At 58.5% G+C, this 18,453-nt stretch carries 15 protein-coding genes; 6 read left to right on the top strand and 9 right to left on the bottom strand.

The annotated features are described in order from the left end of the window. Positions 1-416: 416 nt before the first annotated feature. Entirely contained in the window at positions 417-638 is a 222-nt protein-coding gene (locus tag PHW69_06155; GenBank protein MDD4004771.1) for a hypothetical protein, read from the bottom strand. A gap of 267 nt (positions 639-905) precedes the next feature. On the opposite strand from PHW69_06155, the gene PHW69_06160 reads away from it, so the two are divergent. The 3 genes from PHW69_06160 (at position 906) to rlmB (ending at position 4,408) form a co-directional block, all read left to right on the top strand. Beyond that, the gene (locus PHW69_06160) at positions 906-2,198 is read left to right on the top strand and encodes a clostripain-related cysteine peptidase (protein ID MDD4004772.1); all 1,293 of its coding nucleotides are present in this window, start codon (positions 906-908) and stop codon (positions 2,196-2,198) included. A gap of 328 nt (positions 2,199-2,526) precedes the next feature. Then, positions 2,527-3,630 (top strand): ATP-dependent 6-phosphofructokinase, encoded by a 1,104-nt coding sequence (locus PHW69_06165; GenBank protein MDD4004773.1) that lies wholly within the window; start codon positions 2,527-2,529, stop codon positions 3,628-3,630. Between the two features lie 7 nt (positions 3,631-3,637). Next, entirely contained in the window at positions 3,638-4,408 is a 771-nt protein-coding gene (rlmB, locus tag PHW69_06170; protein MDD4004774.1) for a 23S rRNA (guanosine(2251)-2'-O)-methyltransferase RlmB, read from the top strand. A 164-nt stretch (positions 4,409-4,572) separates the two neighbouring features. Here the strand turns inward: rlmB and PHW69_06175 are convergent, their stop codons facing one another. From PHW69_06175 to PHW69_06185, 3 genes are all read right to left on the bottom strand, one after another. Then, on the bottom strand, positions 4,573-5,829 hold the full coding sequence (locus tag PHW69_06175; GenBank protein MDD4004775.1) for an MFS transporter: 1,257 nt from the start codon (positions 5,827-5,829) through the stop codon (positions 4,573-4,575). A 78-nt stretch (positions 5,830-5,907) separates the two neighbouring features. Next, on the bottom strand, positions 5,908-7,317 hold the full coding sequence (locus PHW69_06180) for an alpha-amylase C-terminal beta-sheet domain-containing protein (GenBank protein MDD4004776.1): 1,410 nt from the start codon (positions 7,315-7,317) through the stop codon (positions 5,908-5,910). Between the two features lie 436 nt (positions 7,318-7,753). Next, positions 7,754-8,494, bottom strand: a complete 741-nt coding sequence (locus PHW69_06185) for an NAD-dependent deacylase (GenBank protein MDD4004777.1) — start codon at positions 8,492-8,494, stop codon at positions 7,754-7,756. Positions 8,495-8,502: 8 nt separating this feature from the next. On the opposite strand from PHW69_06185, the gene PHW69_06190 reads away from it, so the two are divergent. Next, positions 8,503-9,360 carry a HEAT repeat domain-containing protein gene (locus tag PHW69_06190; protein MDD4004778.1) on the top strand — a complete coding sequence of 286 codons (858 nt, stop codon included), beginning with the start codon at positions 8,503-8,505 and terminating at the stop codon, positions 9,358-9,360. Between the two features lie 221 nt (positions 9,361-9,581). Next, positions 9,582-11,426 carry a translational GTPase TypA gene (gene typA, locus PHW69_06195; protein ID MDD4004779.1) on the top strand — a complete coding sequence of 615 codons (1,845 nt, stop codon included), beginning with the start codon at positions 9,582-9,584 and terminating at the stop codon, positions 11,424-11,426. Between the two features lie 403 nt (positions 11,427-11,829). Here typA and PHW69_06200 read toward each other — a convergent pair whose 3' ends face one another. The 3 genes from PHW69_06200 to PHW69_06210 form a co-directional block, all read right to left on the bottom strand. Further along, positions 11,830-12,276, bottom strand: coding sequence for a hypothetical protein (locus PHW69_06200; GenBank protein ID MDD4004780.1), 447 nt, complete (start codon positions 12,274-12,276; stop codon positions 11,830-11,832). A 110-nt stretch (positions 12,277-12,386) separates the two neighbouring features. Then, the gene (locus PHW69_06205) at positions 12,387-13,607 is read right to left on the bottom strand and encodes a DEAD/DEAH box helicase (GenBank protein MDD4004781.1); all 1,221 of its coding nucleotides are present in this window, start codon (positions 13,605-13,607) and stop codon (positions 12,387-12,389) included. A 38-nt stretch (positions 13,608-13,645) separates the two neighbouring features. Continuing rightward, positions 13,646-14,296: a hypothetical protein gene (locus PHW69_06210; GenBank protein MDD4004782.1), complete on the bottom strand. Its 651-nt coding sequence runs from the start codon at positions 14,294-14,296 to the stop codon at positions 13,646-13,648. Positions 14,297-14,628: 332 nt separating this feature from the next. Here PHW69_06210 and PHW69_06215 point away from each other — a divergent pair, with 332 nt between their 5' ends. After that, positions 14,629-14,973, top strand: coding sequence for a multidrug efflux SMR transporter (locus PHW69_06215; protein MDD4004783.1), 345 nt, complete (start codon positions 14,629-14,631; stop codon positions 14,971-14,973). A 565-nt stretch (positions 14,974-15,538) separates the two neighbouring features. On the opposite strand, the gene PHW69_06220 is transcribed toward PHW69_06215, so the two are convergent. Together PHW69_06220 and dnaE are read right to left on the bottom strand one after the other, a co-directional pair. Next, positions 15,539-16,066, bottom strand: a complete 528-nt coding sequence (locus PHW69_06220) for a PAS domain S-box protein (GenBank protein MDD4004784.1) — start codon at positions 16,064-16,066, stop codon at positions 15,539-15,541. A gap of 43 nt (positions 16,067-16,109) precedes the next feature. Next, a partial coding sequence (gene dnaE, locus PHW69_06225) for a DNA polymerase III subunit alpha (GenBank protein ID MDD4004785.1) occupies positions 16,110-18,453 on the bottom strand: 2,344 nt, incomplete at its 5' end.

Raw genomic sequence — 18,453 nt, forward strand, 5'->3', positions numbered from 1 at the left:
AGGCGTAATCCTCCTCGGCGTTCACCGCCCACAAATGCGGCGGGCGGCCGCGGCCGCCCGTTACCCCGGCGACCCGGCTTTTCATTTCCTCCCGCATAGCGCGGGCAAGCGATTTTCCTTCAAGAATTTTATCTGCCATGGCTTGATTCTACAAAAAATCTCCGGACCAATGCCCGCACAGCCGCGAATGACCAGCCCTGCGGTTGTGCCATTGGACTGCCGTCTGACCGGCATGCCGGGCGTTTCCCTCAAGTTCCGGTCACTCCGCCAACGCAGCGGCGCGCGCTTCATTCCGCCGCGCATGCCCGGACGGCAATCATTGTGTCATGCCGGCCGGTGCCGGGTTTTTGTGCGCGGAACTTATAAAAAACGCCGGCCGAAAAATCGGCCGGCGTCCCCAGCTTAAGCGCGGTGAATCAGGCGTTTATCATTCTGGCGCGGGAAATATCGCCTTTCTTGTCGAGATAGTAGAGATAGCCTTTTTCTTTTTTGATTTTGCACTTCACAACTTTCGCCGGCCGACCGCTTTTCTTGCCGCCTCTGGCCATTTTGACCCGGGAGACATCGCCGTCTTTGTCAATATAATAGAGGAAGTCTTTTTCGCGTTCGACACCAGCTTTAAGAACTTTTTCTGCCATAGTAGTACCCTCCTAAAGATACTGCAACTACAGCCAGTGTAGTAAATCTTATTTTTTTTGGCAAGCGGTTTCTACGCATTTTCCAGACGGAAGACCCGGCCTTTTTCCGTAACGCGCCCCCGCCGGAACGAACCGGCAAACCGATTTTTGCCGGCGCATGAATATCAAATAGGCCTTTCGTCCCTTGCTTTTGAACCTGCATACTAATATCATAAAAGGATATAATATGTGTATAAATACGAATGATCCGGCTACATGGTGACTATTATGAAAAATCTGCTTTTCGCTCTGCTGCTGGCAAATTTTGCGCCGGGATCGGCGCTGGCGCAAGCCCTCCCGTCCGGTAAAACCGGCGTCATACCTGAAATTACAGCCGCTCCGGCGGCCAGACCGGACAGGCTGATATTGCCGCTTCAAAAAAAGAAATGGACCGTGATGATTTACATCAACGGCAAGAATAATCTGGGCGGAATCGGGTGGTATAATTTCGACCAGATCGAACAGGCCGGATCCGATGGCGCCACGAACATAGTGGTGGAGATTGGCGCCGCGAACACAAATGAAAAACGCGAAATCATTGATTACGCTCCGGTAGAACTGTTGTATCCGGTGTCCGGCGGGAAAACGGTAACGCTCGCGTCGCGCGACAATGTGGATATGGGCGACTGGAAAGAGCTTGTCCGGTTCGCCGGTTACGCCAAAAAGAATTTCCCGGCGGACAATTACATGCTGATCATCTGGGGCCACGGCACCGGCTGGCAGTCAAGCGACTACGGCAAACAGGTTCAGGGCACCGCGCCGCGCGACGGCGAAGCTCTGGGCCGGGCGGTTCTGCTTGACGACCAGACCGGCAACCATATAACCACGATTGAACTGCGCGCAGCGCTTAAAGCGATGGGCGGAGTTGATGTGCTGGCCTACAACTCCTGTCTTATGGCGGATATCGGCGTAACCGCCGAAATAAGCAAATATGCGGATTATATAGCCGGCTCGGAAGAAATTTTCTGGGGGCCGATGGATTTTGAAATATTTCTGAAGGCTTTCCATGCGCTCCCCGGCATCTCCGCCCGGCAAGCCGCCATCCTGTTCATTGACTCTTATACGGATGATTTCAGGGACCGCAATGATCAGGATATCACTGCTTCCGTTATTGACACGTCCCGCATTCCGCCGCTTGCCAAGGCCATTAAAGATTTCGTGCCGGTTGCGCTGGTTTCGCCGGACAAAGCCGCTCTGCAAAACGCGTACAGGATGGTCAATGCCTTCAGAAACCCCTCGGAATGCGACCTGTACGATTTCGTGAAGCTCGCCGCCGACACCACCGACCCGCGATTGAAAACCGCCGCGCAAAGGGTGATGGATTCAATAAGTTCCGCCGTAATAAAAAACAGCACCGTCGGACTGCATGTGGGAAAAGCGCATGGAATCTCCGCGTATCTGCCGCTGAAAAATTATGACGGCGAATTCGAACAGCTGATGTTCGATAAATACACCGGCTGGAGCCGGTTGATCAAGTACCTCATGGCGGACATACCGGCAGACCAGCAGGCCGGCCAATAATTCAACAAGAAGGCCCGGCGTATTTTTTCAGCCGGGCCTTTAAATACCGTTTCGCGGACTGATGCGGCACACGGCCACAGCCCGCACACGCCTGACAATCTCCCCGGCCGGTTTCGATATAGCCCGGCCCACGGCATTCCCTGCAGCAATAATCCCGGCAAACATAGCCGGCGCCGCATCACGCGCCCCGCAAGCCGCCGCCTCCGGCTAATACTCGGGCAAAACAGAAAAATCCCGTCATGCTTGCCGCACAGACTGACAAAACTGCACGAAAGCTTCCTTCTTATTTGCTATTCTATAACGGTATGCAGTTTGCAGGAGGCCAGCTATGTCCGATAAAAAAACCATAGGCATACTTACCGGCGGGGGCGACTGCCCCGGCCTTAACGCAGTCGTGCGCGCCGCCACCAAAACCGCGCTTAAATGGGGCTGGAAAGTGATCGGCTTTAAAGACGGCTACGCCGGCCTGGTGGAGGACCGGTTTACCGAGCTCGGCCCGGACAGCGTTTCCGGAATTCTCACCCGCGGCGGCACCATACTGGGCACAAGCAATACCGCAAATCCCTTTGCCTACACGCTCGCGCCGCTCGGCTCGCCCGACAAACCGGCGGACATGTCCGGCCGCACGGCCGAAACGGTCGCACGGCATAAACTGGACGCCTTGATCGCGATCGGCGGGGACGGCACCCTTTCGATCGGGCTAAAACTCATCGAGATGGGCCTGCCGGTGGTGGGCGTGCCCAAAACAATTGACAACGATCTCGCCGCCACGGACGTTACCTTCGGGTTCGATTCCGCGCTCGCCGTAGCCACCGACGCGGTTGACAAGCTGCACACCACCGCCGAATCGCACCACCGGGTAATGATTCTGGAAACAATGGGCCGCTACGCCGGCTGGATCGCGCTGCGCAGCGCGATAGCGGGCGGAGGCGACGTGATCCTGCTGCCGGAAATACCCTACAGCGACGAGGAAATCTGCCGCGCCATCCGGCGCCGCGTAAGCAACGGCAGAAATTTCAGCATTATCGTGGCCGCCGAAGGCGCGGCGCCGGCGGGCGGAGAAATGTCGGTTTACAAAACGGTCAAGGGCTCGCCGGATCCGCTGCGGCTGGGCGGAATCGGCTATAAAATAGCCGGCCAGATTGAAAAACGCTGCGGCATCTCCACCCGCGTGGTCGTGCTCGGCCATCTCCAGCGCGGCGGCACGCCCACTGCGTTCGACCGCTGGCTGGCGACCCGGTTCGGCTATCATGCGGTCAAACTCATCAGTGAAGGCAAAACCGGCTACATGACCGCGCTTAAGGGCATGGATATCGTCGCCGTACCGACAAAGGACGCGGTGCGGCAGCTGCGCCGCGTTTCCGCCGACTGCGAGGAATTGCAGGTCGCGCTGGGAACCGGAGTAAGTTTCGGAAATTCAGATTACAGGTAGGCACAAAATGGCAGACACAGCTGAAACACTGTACGGCATACACCCGGTAACGGAAGCGCTGCGCTCGAAACGGCGCAATGTCACGGCGGTCTATGTAGCGGACGGACGGCAGGGCCCCGATATCAACCGCATCCTCAAGATGGCGAAAAAGAAAGGCGCGAAAATCATCCGGTGCGACAGGCATGACGTGGAAAAAATGGCGCGCGGCAAAAACCATCAGGGCGTGGCGGCGAAAGCCGAGCCGCTTAAAATTCTGTCTTTATCCGAAGCGATCGCGCTGGACGCGGGCAACAAGCAGGCTTTCTGGCTGGGCGTGGACGAGATAAGCGATCCGCAGAACCTCGGCGCGATCATCCGCTCGGCGGCCTGCCTGGGCGTAAGCACCGTGGTCGTGCCGGGCCATCGTTCGGTAAGCGTAACCCCCACCGTCCAGCGCGTGAGCGCGGGCGCGGCGGAACGCATCAACATCGTGGCGGGCGGAAATCTCAACCAGGCCATTCTGCGCCTGAAAGACGAAGGGTTCTGGATTTACGGGGCCGACATGTCGGGCAAACCCGCGCCGGAAGTTAAATACAAACTGCCGGCGATGCTGGTCATCGGCTCGGAGAGCCACGGCATCCGGCTCAAAACCGGCGAACATTGCGACGAAATCGTGAGCGTCCCCCAGACCGGCGGGCTTGACAGCCTCAACGCCGCCGCGGCCGCCTCGATCCTGATGTACGATGTGGCGGCGAAAACGGGCCTGTGGAAATTTCAGCCCGGCGACGAGGATCTTTAGCCTGGCGCGGCCCGGCCGCGCCAGCCCGATCCTGAAACGCGGGCTGCCGTGCTGTTCGCCGCGCCGGGCAAACAATAAAATCATCCGGTTGTGAAAAACTCCGTCGGCGCAAGCCGGCGGAGTTTTTCACAACCGGATTCGCAATCCGCAGGATCTGCGCGGCGCTATGCTCCGCCGTCCGATTCAACCGACCGCGCGCCTTTCACGGCGAACCAGCTCCCCGCGACCAGCATTACGCAACAGGCCAGCATGGCACAACGCAGGCCGAACCGGTCGGACAGTATTCCGATTATCGTGGGTGAAACAGCGTCGCCAAGAATATGAATTATAAACACGTTCAGCGCAAAAGCCATGGACCGAACCGATAAATCCGTGCAGGCCACCACGGCCGCGTTCATCGGCGCGATATTCACAAACACCAGAATTTCGGCTATGACCAGCGCGGTTAAAGCCACCGGCAGACTGTCAGCGGCCAGGCCGGTTATCAGAAACGGCAGCGACAGCAGCAGCGCGGCGGCGGTAATAATGAAGTATGCCCTGTCCGTTTTTTCATGCAGCCAGTCGGCGGCCCAGCCGCCGAGCAGCGTGCCGGCGCTGCCGGCCAGCACTGTCATTATGCCGAACACCAGCCCCGCTTTTCCTACGCTCATGCCGTAATAACGGGTAAAAAAAGTGGGCGCCCACGCGGCAAACCCGCCCAGCGTGAAAGTGGACATGGCAAGCGACAGGCACGCATACATGAAAGGCCTGTTCCTGAAAAACTCAAGGTACTGCCGCCAGTCCGGGCCGGCTTGCGCTGCGCGCCCGGCCTGACGGCGAGGATCGCGCAAAGCAAACGCCAGCACACCCAGAATAATACCCGGCACGCCAACCATCATAAACGCCGCGCGCCAGCCAAACGCCTGCCCCAGTTTCCCGCCGAGCAGATAACCTAGCGCGCTGCCCATGGGCAGCGCCATGGTAAACAGCGCCAGCACCCGCGCGCGGCGAGCGGCGGGAAAATATTCCGCCACGAACGACGGGGAAATCGCCGTAAACCCCGCCTCGCCGATCCCTATGAACGAACGCGCGAACAGCAGGTGTCCGTAATTCCTGACCGCAGCACCCGCCATCGTGGCAAAACTCCACAGCAGCGCGCTGGCGGCAATCAGCTTCTGCCGGGGCCCGCGGTCCGCCAGATACCCGATTCCCGGAGAAGCCGCCAGATAAACCAGCATGAACGCCGACGCCAGCAGCCCCAGCGCCGCGTCTGAAATGCCAAGATCCGATTTGATCAGCGGGAAAACCGCGTACAGCACCTGCCGGTCTATGTAATTGAACAGATTGATAAGAAACAGCAGCGCGAAAACGCTTTTCGCACCCGCAAATACGAACCCTTGCGCGGCACCGCAAGCTGCCGGCTCTTTTTGAAATTCAGTCATCGTCCAAAACCGCTCCGCGCACAAAAACAGATCCGCCGGAAACAATACTCCCGGCGGATCCGCGTCGCAAAAACTCCGTCATCTGGCCCAGATAGCGTAATTCTCGCCGCTTTCCACGGCAGTCCAGCCGGGGCCGGGCGACCAGTCCCACGACGAACCGAGTTTCAGCGCGATTTTCCGCTTCCGCCCGGTTATAACAGCCGCGTAGAGATTTTTTTCCGCCTTTATTATTTCAACGGGGCTGGTAGCGGTAATGCCGGCCTCTTTGCGGATGCCGACCAGCTTCAGAATCTTGTTTTTGCAGCTCTCGCCCCAGTCGAACAGATGCGGCCAGAACACGCACGGCACGCCCGGATGGGTAAGAATGTAGGCGTAGCCCATCATCCGCTGTGTTTTATAGCTTTCCGGCGCGTTGGCTATGAAATTCGGATCGCGGGGCGACGTGTCGTGATTTTCCACGAACGTAACCGCCTTCGCCGGCCACCAGCCGACGAACCCGGAAGGCCTGCCCCCGTCGTTAAGCACGTCGAATTGTCCGCTTTCGGCGGCATTGACTATGTTGTAGCGGGTCGTAAAATCGAAAACGGATGAAGCGGCGGCTTTGCCGGCGGACGAATCAGTTGAATCGGCCCAGTTGGCCAGAGCCTGCCGGTTCGTGTCATAAAACTCGCCAACGGAAAACGCAGGGTTTGACGCCGCGTTATACTGCCCCACATAATGGCCGGGAAACCCTTTCACCATATCGTAGCGCCAGCCGTCATACCCGAGCCGGCGCAGCCAGACAAGATATTTCACCGCGTCCTGCTGCACAATGGCTTTGGTATGGTCAATATCGCGGCAGCCGCCGTCGCCCTGGCCCTGGTCGTAGTTTTCGCTTTTGGGCCCGCCCTGCCATTCGTCGTCCTTGACGATGACGGTGGTCGGCCAATCGGGATTCCTGAAATCCGCCCAGCCTGTTTTCCCGTTGCGGTGGTTAAAAACTATATCGCCCAGCACCTTCACTCCGCTGGAATGCATCGCCTGTATGGCCTGCTCCAGCCGCTCGCGTTCGCCCCATTGCCCGTTGAGATTATACCACTCGGACGGATAATAGCTGCCCACCGCGGCAGGCGGAAACCAGATCAGGTCAAACCCCATCCGTCCTATTTCCTCGGCGCGGCCGGCCAGTTCCCCCCACCAGCCTCCGGCCGGATGATACCAGTAGCTGTCGGCGTACCAGTGAAAGCCCTGAAGCATTATGGCGCTGCCTGCATCGAATTGCGGTTTCGCGGGCGGCTCAAGATTGCCGCCATTATAATGATCGGGGAGGGTTGAATCGTCCGGCTGTCTGATGAATCTGGAACTGCTTGAAACGGATGCGGCATAAGGTTCTGCGACAGCCGCATGGCCCGAAGCCGAATTCAACTGGGAAAGCGCGCGCCGGCTATCCTGCGCGCCGGCAGGAACCGCCATACAACACAACATGCATAATATCGGGATCTTGTTCATAACCGCTCTCCAGTACAGTCAACCAATTCTAACCGAATGGGCAACAGGTGTCAACATGGCTCCAGAATAAAAAAAGGGGCGGCTATGCAGCGCCGCCCCCTGGAAAACTCAAACGGATACTTAGATGCAGTACATGGTAACGGTGGTGCTGGCTACGGTATTGCAATCGGCACAGCCGCAGCAGGAATCGAAAGATTCAATGATTTCGGGCTTGGACATGGTATGTAAACCTCCTAAAGGATATGTTTCTTATATCAAATTATATCAGCCTGCCGGCACGCGGTCAAGGGCCCATGCAGCCCTTTGTTTTCTGCCCCAAGGGCCTATCCCGGGAAATCACTGCATGAACAGACAACAGGATCCGCCCGCGTTTATTTCAACCTTGCTTCTGACACCGAACGCGGCCACGGCAACAGCGCGCACTGCGTCAGGCTTTTCAGCTATGGATTTTGAGAAGCTGCGGCAGTATCGTGCCCGCCTTGCCCAGTATCGAAACGGTCGCCAATGAACTCAGAGGAGTCTTTTCCATATTAACCTCTATCACGGGGATCGCGCGCCGGATCGCCATGACGGCAAACCCGGCCGCCGGATACACCTGGGCGGAGGTACCGACCATGATGAACGCCTGGCAGTCCCGCACGGCCAGTTCGGCCCGCGCCAAGGCGTCCTGCGGCAGAGGCTCGCCAAACCAGACGATGTCGGGCCGGAGCAGCGCGCCGCAGGCCGCGCAGACCGGACAGTCGGTATAGCCAGCCGCCAGATCCTCCACCCGCTGCGCGCACCGTGTGCAGCGCGCCGCCCACAACGTGCCGTGCAGCTCGATCACCTCCGGTGACCCCGCGCGCTGGTGCAGGCCGTCAACGTTTTGGGTTATGACGCTGACCCTGCGTCCGTTATCATGCGCCGCGGAAAGCGCGGCGTGCGCCGGATTGGGCCGGGCAGTTTTCGCTTCCGCGCGCAGTTCATTATAAAAACGCCATACCTTTTGCGGAGCCGCGAAAAATCCCTCCGGAGTAGCCACCTCTTCCACCGGATGGTTATTCCACAACCCGTCGCTGTCGCGGAACGTGGCAAGCCCCGATTCCGCACTTATTCCCGCGCCGGTCAGCACGCCGATATGGGAGGCCTTGTCCAGCAGTTCCGCCGCATGAACCATATCGCCTGTTTTCATATTCATATTGTAGCATGGCAGAGATATTTTATATTCTGGTGACAATGAAAAAATTCCTTTTTCTCCTTTTAATAGCTGCTTTGGCCGGCTGCGCTTCATCGGCGCGGAAGAAATGCGGGATTTCCCGCATACCGATGCTGGAAGCCGCTGATGATGGCATGAAAATATCCGCCGCCAGGCAGCTGGGCGCGTGCGGCGGAGCCGCCGCGATGGAACCGCTGTCAGCGCTGCTGGGTTCTGGTTCCGAACCGGTGCGCGACGCGGCGGTGAACGCGATCGCTTCAATAGGCGGCGACAGCGCCGCCGAACCGCTTTCCACGGCGCTGCGGCAGGACAAGGCCGGCTCCGTCCGGCTTGCGGCGGCGCAAGGACTGGCTCAGTATCAGGACGGGCGCGCCGAACGCGCGCTGGTGCGCGCGCTGGTGTTCGATCCGCGCCAGGACGTGCGAGCCGAGGCCGCCGCCGCGCTTGAAAGCTGCTGCGCGGCAAAACAGTATCCGGTGGTCTACACCGGCACGGACGACTGGGGCGACCCCGGCATCCTCGTGGAAGTGGCCGGCCCGCCCGGAGAACTGGCCACCACCGCCGCCGGCGCGCTTGCTTTTGCTTTGTTTAACGATCCGTCCTATCTTGTGCGGACGGCCTGCGCCCGCGCGCTGAGCCGTTCCGAAACGCAGGGCGCGCAGGCCGCGCTGGTTCAGGCACTCGGGTCGGACAATTCCGCCCGCGTGCGCTCGGAAGCGGCCGCGGCGCTCGGCAATATGGGCGATATGGATGCGGAACCCGCGCTTATCGCCGCGCAGAACGACACTGACCAGCAGGTGCGCGACTCCGCCTCGCTCGCGCTCGCCAACCTCACCGAACGGTTTTGAAACTTCGGAATAATACGCCTCCCCCAAACGCCCCGTCATTGTGGGCCGCGTTCCTAAAATAATATAATATGGCAACGGTGTTATTTCCGGCCCGCACTGGCCGCTTAACATAAGACCTCCGGCCAGCGCCGGTACCGCGCGCGACCCGCGCAGCCGTTTTACAGGTATTTGCCGCAATACCGCGCGGACAGTTCCGCGTTTCGTACGGCATCAGGAAAACTATGGAACCCCGACGCACCGACGTAAGAAACATCGCCATCATCGCCCATGTGGACCACGGCAAAACCACGCTGGTTGACGCCATGCTCAAGCTCACCGGCGAATTCAACGTAAAACCCGAAGACGAGCAGGAAGCCGTGCTGGATTCCAATCCCCTGGAGCGCGAGCGCGGCATAACCATTCTGGCGAAATGCACTTCGGTGCCCTACAAAAACCATGTCATCAATATAGTGGACACTCCGGGCCACGCCGATTTCGGCAGCGAAGTGGAACGCATTTTGCAGATGGTTGACAGCGCGATCCTGATGGTGGACGCCGTAGACGGACCCATGCCGCAAACCCGGTTTGTGCTGCGCAAAGCGCTTTCGCTCGGGCTGGTGCCGATCGTCGTGATAAATAAAATGGACCGGCCCAACATCAACCCCGCCGCCGCGCTTGACGCGGTGTACAGCCTGTTCATTGATCTGGGCGCGACCGACGCGCAGCTGGAATTCCCCATACTCTACGCGTCCGGCAAGCATGGCTGGGCATCGCTCACGCCGGAAACATCGGGCAGGGACATCACGCCGCTGTTCGACGTGATACTCTCGCATGTGCCGGCCCCGCTGGCTCATCTGGACCGGCCGCTGCAGATGCAGGTCACAATGCTCGATTACAACAATTTCGTAGGCCAGATCGGCATAGGCCGCATTTTCGCCGGCTCGCTCAACAAAGGACAGAACCTCCTGCTCGTCAAGCCGGACGGAAAGCAGATCCCCTGCAAAGCGGTTAAAATAGAACGGTTTTTCGGGCTGAGCCGCCGCGAGGTTGACACCGCGACAGCGGGCGATATCGCCGCAGTAGCCGGCCTTTCCGGCGTGGATATCGGCGATACGCTGTGCCTCGCGGAAAATCCGCAGCCGTTTCTGCAGCTTTCCATTGACGAACCCACCATGTCAATGGAATTTCAGGTAAACGACAGCCCGTTCGCCGGGCTGGAGGGCAAATTCGTGACCAGCCGCCACCTGAAAACGCGCCTTGAAAAGGAAGCGCGCACCAATGTCGGACTGAAAGTGGAGGAGATGGAGGGCGAAGGCAAATTCAAGGTGTCCGGGCGCGGCGAGCTGCATCTTACCATTCTCATCGAAACCATGCGCCGCGAAGGATTTGAACTGGCCGTTTCCTCGCCGGAGGTGATTTACCGCGAGGAAAACGGCGTTATAAAAGAGCCGATGGAATTTCTGGTGCTCGACATCGAAACCGCGCATCAGGGCGTGGTTATAGAACTGCTGGGCACGCGCGGCGCAAAACTGGAAAACATGGTCAACGAAGGCACTGACCGGGTGCGCCTGGAATATATAGTGCCGACCCGTGCGCTGATCGGTTTTAAATCGGATTTTCTCACCCGCACGCGCGGCAAGGGCATCATGCATCACAGTTTCCACGGCTACCTGCCGAAAACCGACGTGCGCCGCCTGCGCACCAACGGCGTATTTGTAGCCAAGGAAGCCGGCACGACGACCGGCTATGCGCTGTTCAGCCTGCAGGACGGCGGAGAAATGTTTCTCGGGCCCGGCGTCAAGGTTTACGAAGGCATGGTGGTGGGCCAGAACGCCCGCAATAACGACCTGATCGTCAATCCCTGCAAAGAAAAGAAACTGACCAACATGCGCAGCAAAGCCACCGACGAAGCGCTCACGCTTGAGCAGCCGCGGGACATGACGCTGGAGCAGGCGATTGAATACATCGCGCCGGACGAACTGGTGGAAATTACGCCCAAATCGGTCCGCATCCGCAAGAAAGTGCTTGTCAGCCACCTGCGCAAGCGCGCCGAGCGCGGCAAGGAAGTCACGGAACCGTATTACTGAACCGGCTTTTTCTCAACCGTCATAAGCCCGGCCCCTCGCGCGTTTGCGGGAGGGGCCGGCTTTATAAATTCCGCTCGCGAAAACTCCGGTGCGCGCGCAGGGCAATGGAGTATGCGGACCCGCTGGCCGGACAAACGACGGTTTGCACCAAATGAAACCTCCGGCGCGAGCCGGGCAAGATTCATAAAATTTGGAATAAGATGCTTTGCCCGCGCGGACAAATGTGTTTGCCGGCAGTCCCGCTCGGACGCGGAAGAATTCCTGGCGCAAAACCGCGCCGCGCCCGTGTTGCGGGCCAACCTCCGCACGCGCTTTAGAATTCATTTTTTTCAGGTTCGGCGGCACACAATTCCGCCCGGCCGCCAGCCGGAAAACAGTTTAAGCTGTTACGCGGATAATGCTTTTAACGGTTAAGACACCGCGCAGAAAGTTTTTTGACTTCTTTTTTAAGTTTCGCCGTATTCTGCGCAACCTGCGGATCGAATTTTGAAAGCGTATCCAGCTGCTTCATGACCCGCACATACTCCTGCAAATCGCACCGCATATAAAGCGCGCGCGCCTGCCCGTCATAAGCATCCGGCAGGTACATGGCCATTTCCGCCGCCGCAGCGAACGAATCCGCCGCCAGCCGGTATTTATGCATGCGCATGTAGCTCTTGCCCGCGTTATAATACATAAACGGAGTGTCGCGAAGCAGCTTTGCAGGATTATACAGTTCCCGGGCAGTTTCGGGCACGGGATTTTTATGGAACAGGTTCACCCAGAGCGCGGTAATCAGAACCAGCGCAACACACGCAAGCGCGAACGCGCCGAACCTGGTGGAAAAAAATTCAATCAAGTGTCTTTTCATGTCTTAACATCCGACTGGCGTAGCCTCGGCCGGTTATTTACGCCGGCCTGCTTCCGCCAATCTGTTCTGCCGGCGCGCGCGGCTTGCGCCGCGCGCGCCGGCAGGCTGATCTAGCGTATGCGGCCGCGCCGTTTTTTGCCGAACACCCGCATTCCCTTCCAGCTGACCTTTACGGGCACGGGAGGGATAAGCCGCTCGGCCGGGAAATCAGGATGGGTGGATATCGGGATCGCGACGCGGATGATTTTCTCGATCCGGTTTATTTCCGGGCCCTGATCTGGCGTGGCGAACGAAATCGCACGGCCCGCCCTTCCCGCCCGGCCGGTGCGGCCGATGCGGTGCACATAATTGTCTTCTTCATCCGGCAGATCGTAATTGATCACCAGCTCGATGCCGGTCACGTCAATGCCGCGCGACGCTATATCAGTAGCCACCAGCACCCGGTACTGGCCGTTTTTAAAGCCTTCCAGCGCCTGCCGCCGCTGGGCCAGCGTACGGTTTGAATGAATTTCCGCCGCGGAATGGCCCATCTCGCGCAGCACGGTCTTCACCTTTTTCGCGCCGTGCTTGGTGCGCGTGAAAATCAGCACGCTGCCGGTGTATTTATCAAGCAGTTTTCCAAGCAGCGCACCCTTGCGCTCCTTCTGCACGACAAACACTTCCTGCACGACGTTTTCCGCCATGGTGCCGGAACGCGCCACTTCCACGGTGATAGGCAGCTGCATGTAGTTGGACGCGATGTCCATTATCTCTTTCGGCATCGTCGCGGAAAAAAGCATGGTCTGCCGTTCGACCGGGACAGACTCCAGAATCCGCTCGATCTGCGGCGCAAATCCCATATCCAGCATCCGGTCCGCTTCATCAAGCACCAGAATGGCCACGTCATTAAGTTTGACGGTTTTCTGGCCCAGATGGTCAATCAGCCGGCCCGGCGTCGCGATAAGAATACGCGGCTTGAGCTTTAATTCGTTCTTCTGCTTCACCATTGACTCGCCGCCGATCAGCACGGCGGTTTTCATCTTCATCAGCGGCGCGAACCGCTGAAAAACCGAGTTGACCTGCAGGGCCAGTTCGCGGGTGGGCAGCAGCACCAGCCCTTTTTTGTTCTGGCCGGCCAGCCGCTGGATCATGGGAATGGCGAAGGCTATGGTTTTGCCGGTGCCCGTCTGGGCGATGCCGGCGAGGTCCTTGCCCGTGCACGCGACGGGTATCGCCTGTGCCTGAATGGGAGTAGGAACCTTGAATTTCATCCGGTCCAGCGCTTCCAGCAGGGCAGGCGCGATGCCTAGCCCGTAAAAGCCTGTTCCGGGAGTTTTTTTATTTTCTGTCATATGATATTATCGCATAAATCGAAAGGGTTCGCCCTATTCTATTTGCCGTGCGCGCTGAAATCCCGGCCGGCCGCAAGCGGCATCACATAAACCGCGGGATCGGAAACTGACGGAGTAAATCCCATCCGCCGCATATACCCGCAATGCAGCGGCGAGGGATTGCGGAACACAAACTCCCTGATGCCGGACCGTATGAAATCCCGGTACCCGGTATGGAACAGAAACCGCGCGTTCGACAGGTCACGATAGGCCGCTATGGCATAATCCAGCCGGATCCGGGCGGTTCCGTCGCCTTCGTCGTCGTAAATGAACAGGCCGACCGGCGTAAGATTGCGCAGAATGAAAACGCAGGTCGGAGCGGCCAGTTCCGCCAGCGAAAAACCGGGGAAGAATTTTTCGATATCCTCGCCGTAAATTTCAAGAAACTTGGCGAGAAACACCTTGTCGTCGGCGGGCACGTTGAGCATGCTGAAGAAATCCTTGCGCGATTTAAGCGCCCACAGGTAATACGCGTCCACAAACACGATAAACAGATTCACCGCCGCCACCGGCCAGGCGCGCAGCACAATCCCGTAAACCGTGAGAGCGGCGGCGCCAAGCAGATTAAGCCACCGCAAACGCCAGATATTGCTCATCATAAGCGAGATGGCGATAAGCACGGAAGCAAGATATCCGATAAATTCAGTCACTGCCGGTTCTCCTTTTTTTCATTTTTTCATAAGACAGACCGGGCGCGGTTGTCGTCCCGGATTTTTGATCCGGATACAGTTTATAATATGCGGACCGGCATGGGAATAACCGCCGTCAGCCGCGCGGCTTAAGGCGGATGCCGCGGATTCAGGCCGCCGCGCCGACCGTAAAAATCTTCTGTCAGTTCCACCCGCAACCCGGCGCAGCGGCGGAGTTTCCGCCCGGCCTGAACCGCGCGGCCGCGCCGTGTAATTCTACAGCCGGCAGACATCTGCCCCGCAACGGAGCCAAAGTGTTATAATCTGGTATCATTCCAGCAAAAGGATCCGCCATGAAACCGCTCCAGCTAAGCTACATTTACCTCGTGATCGCCATCATCTGCGAAGCCATAGCCACCAGCGCGCTTAAAAGCGCGGAAGGGTTCACCCGGCTGACGCCAAGCGTTATCGTCATCGTCGGCTATGCGATATCGTTTTATCTTCTGAGCATGGTGCTTAAAACCATACCGGTAGGCATCACCTACGCGACCTGGTCGGGGCTGGGAGTGCTGCTGGTTTCCATAATAGGCATAGTGGCTTTCAAACAGATACCCGACACCGCGGCCGTTATCGGCATGTCCCTGATAGTCGGAGGCATTCTGGTGATGCATGTTTTTTCCAAAACCCTGCATCAGTAAGCAATTGCCCGGCGCGCGCTCCGAGTTTCTCCGCATATGGCATGAGGCTATGCTCGCGTTCAACCCGTCAAAATACCGCTTTCCGGTATTTCACCGGCATCATGAACTGATAATGAATCCGATATGCGTTATGTTCGCTCTTGCCGACCGCTCCCATATCCTCCAATCATGCCAAATGGAAGTTCGCGCGGCAAGCCGGCGCGGAATTAGCAAGTTAAAACCCGGCACGGCGGCATTTTCAGTTCGGTTACTTCAATAAATGTGATCCTGTCTGCAACCTTGTCCGCAAGCTCGCTTTTGAAGCTGTCTGAATCTCGTCGCGCAAGCCTATATCCGCTGCCGGCAATCCTGTGCCGTTTATTTTCAATGCCGAAAACAAGCCGGGCACAGGATCTGCCTTTGCGGTTGGCCTCGTTACTGAGCGCGGAGAAATATTTTCAGATTTTATGAAAATCGAAAGTTTCTTTCGCTTCTTTAAACTCAACAATTCCAGTTTTCAACCGGCATATTGCGGAGCTTGTCCGGCAGTTCTGCCAGCTGTTAAGCCGGCATGACACAGGCTCGGTTACGGAAGCCGCTTCTGCATCTCGGTGCGTTCGCGCACAAGCGCGCCGGTGCCGATGACCGAACCGTCCTCTCCGCGCAGCACCCAGCCGGTAATGAGGACCGGTAAAATCCTGCCGGTCCGGGTTTCATAATCTTTTTCGAAAGTGACAAATTCCTGCGTCCGCGCGAGCCGGGCCTGCCCGCCTTTCATCGAGTACCAGTCGTCCGGAGCGAGTTCGACGGCGCTCAGCTCCTGCAGCTGGCTGGAAGTGTAACCCATCATGTCGAAATAGCGGAAACTGGCGTCAACAAGATTGCCGTTCCTGTCATTCATCACCACGCCGGCCAGCAGAGTTTCCTCGTAGGCGGTATACCGGAACTTCAGATCGGTATAATCACCGCCGCTGTCAATCTGCCTCATCATTTCCGTCTGCATGGCTTTAAGCCTTGCTTCCGGCGCGGCCGGCGCTTCTTCCACCGGCCGGTTATAAGCGCACCCCCCGGCCAGAAACAGCGCGGCGATAAACATCAAACCGGATTTCTTCATAAACTCTCCTTTAAAAGTTCCCGCCTGCAAAATATCCCGGGCGCTAACGCGCTTTCCTGCGACCGTTATACGAAGCCGCCGGTGCGGACGCCGGCGCGCCGGATTCCACCAGCCACCCGCGCGCGGTGACCATTTTATCAAGCTCTTCGAACAGTTTCTCGCCCAGCGCGACGCAAAACTCGGTCTGCACAAGCGTTTTCTTCTCTTTCGAATATTCCAGCACTATGTAAACCGGCGTATCGCCGCGGTGCCTGTGAAAAAGTCCCGCCAGCGATCTGATCCGCTCCTCAGGCGCGACCGCCGGCAGTTTAACCTTCAGGCACCGCCCGTAACGCGATATGGCCTGCGCGACCGGCACCACCTCGTCGGCCACGATTTCCACTTCCGGCGGGTCGGAATCGGGCCGCACGCTCACGCGCCCGGTTATGGCGACCACGCTGTCGGTTTTAATGGCGGCCGCGCAGTCGGGATAATTTTTAGGAAACACATTCACCGTAATGCGGCCGGTAAGATCCTCCAGCACCAGCTGGGCCCACGGCTCCTTTTTGGCGCGCGACTGTTTTTTCGCCACCGACACTATAATGCCAGAAACCCGCGCCGCCGGCGCGGCGGACCGGGGCAGCTCTTCGCCGTCGGCGGGCGCGCTCTCCCGCAGCTCCGCTATCGTGCCCGGCGCGATCATCCGCAGCTGTTTCTCGTACCGCACCAGCGGATGCCCGGACAGATAAAACCCCAGCACTTCCTTCTCGTTATTAAGAAGTTCGTGCTCGCTCATCGGCTCTATTTCCGCGTCACCCGGCTGCGGCGCCGAGCAGACGGCGTGCTCCTCCGCCCCGAACAGACTGCCCTGGCCCGAGGCCTTTTCCTCGCGCAGCGTTGACGCCGCGCCCATCTCCCGCTCCAGCCCCACGAGCAGCCGCGCGCGGGCGTCTTCCTTGGGCTGGGCCGGAAGCAGGGAATCCATCGCGCCGGCTTTGATGAGCGATTCGAATGTCTTTTTATTCGCGCTCGCGCTGTCCACCCGGATGCACAGATCCTGCAGCGATTTGAACCGCCCGCCGGCCCGCCGCGCCGCGACAATCGCACCGGCCGCTTCGTCACCCACGTTTTTGACGGCATGCAGTCCGAACCGGATGCCGCGTTCGCCTGATTCGGTTTTTTCCACGCTGAAATCATGCAGCGAAAACTGCACGTCAGGACCCAACACCGCAATGCCCATCCGGCGCGCCTCGTCAAGATAGGTGACGATTTTGTTTTCCTTGTCTTCCGCTCCGATCGCGTTATGCCCGATTTCGCTGGTCAGCGCCGCCGTCATGAATTCCACCGGATAGTTCGCCTTGAGGTACGCCGTCTGGTACGCCACCAGCGCATACGCCACCGAATGGGACTTGTTAAAACCGTAGCTGGCGAACTGCTCCATCTGCTCGAAAATCTTCCTGGCGAGCGCGGGCGGCACCTCCTTCTGCCTGCAGCCGTCAAGAAACCGCTCGCGGTCCTTCTGCATGGCTTCAAGGTTCTTTTTGCCCATCGCCTTGCGCAGCCCGTCGGCCTGGCCGGGCGTGAAACCCGCCATGGACTTGGCGATCTCCATCACCTGTTCCTGATAGATAATGGTGCCGTAAGTTTCCTTGAGGATCGGTTCCATCAGCGGATGATCGTATATGATTTTCTTGCGGCCGTGCTTGCGCCCGACAAACGTTTCCAGCATGCCCGCCTGCATCGGGCCGGGCCGGTACAGCGCGACCAGCGCGGATATGTCGCTGAACTGGGTCGGCCGCAGCGATTTGACCAGATCGCGCATGCCGCGGCTTTCCAGCTGGAACACGCCGGTCGTTTCGCCGCTCTGCAAAAGCCCGTACGTTTTTCTGTCATCCAGCGGGATCTTGCTGATATCGAGAACACCGCCAGCGGAATTGACCTTTTCAACCGCCTTGTCAATAACCGTCAGCGTGCGCAAACCCAGAAAATCCATCTTCAGCAGGCCCAGTTTTTCCAGCACCGGGCCTTCGTACTGCGTGGTCACGATTTTCTTGGCGCCCACCGCGAGCGGCGCGTATTTCGTGACCTCTTCGCGGGTAACCACCACCCCGGCCGCATGCACGCCGGTATGGCGCTTGAGGCCCTCGATCTTCTGGGCGAAATCAAGCAACTGGCGCACGCGCGGATCGCGCGCGGCTTCCTGCGCCAGTTCGGGCACGGTTTCTATAGCGCCGGCGACGGTCGCGTCAAGCGAGTTCGGTATCAGTTTGGCCAGCCTGTTCGCCTCAACAGGCAGAAAGCCCAGCACCCGCGCGACGTCTTTTATCGCCAGCTTGGCCTTGATCGTGCCGAAAGTGATGATGTTGGCCACGTTGTTGGCGCCGTATTTGCCGCGCACGTATTCGATC

Source organism: Elusimicrobiaceae bacterium (genome assembly GCA_028700325.1).
In the GTDB taxonomy this organism is placed as follows: Bacteria; Elusimicrobiota; Elusimicrobia; order Elusimicrobiales; family Elusimicrobiaceae; genus JAQVSV01.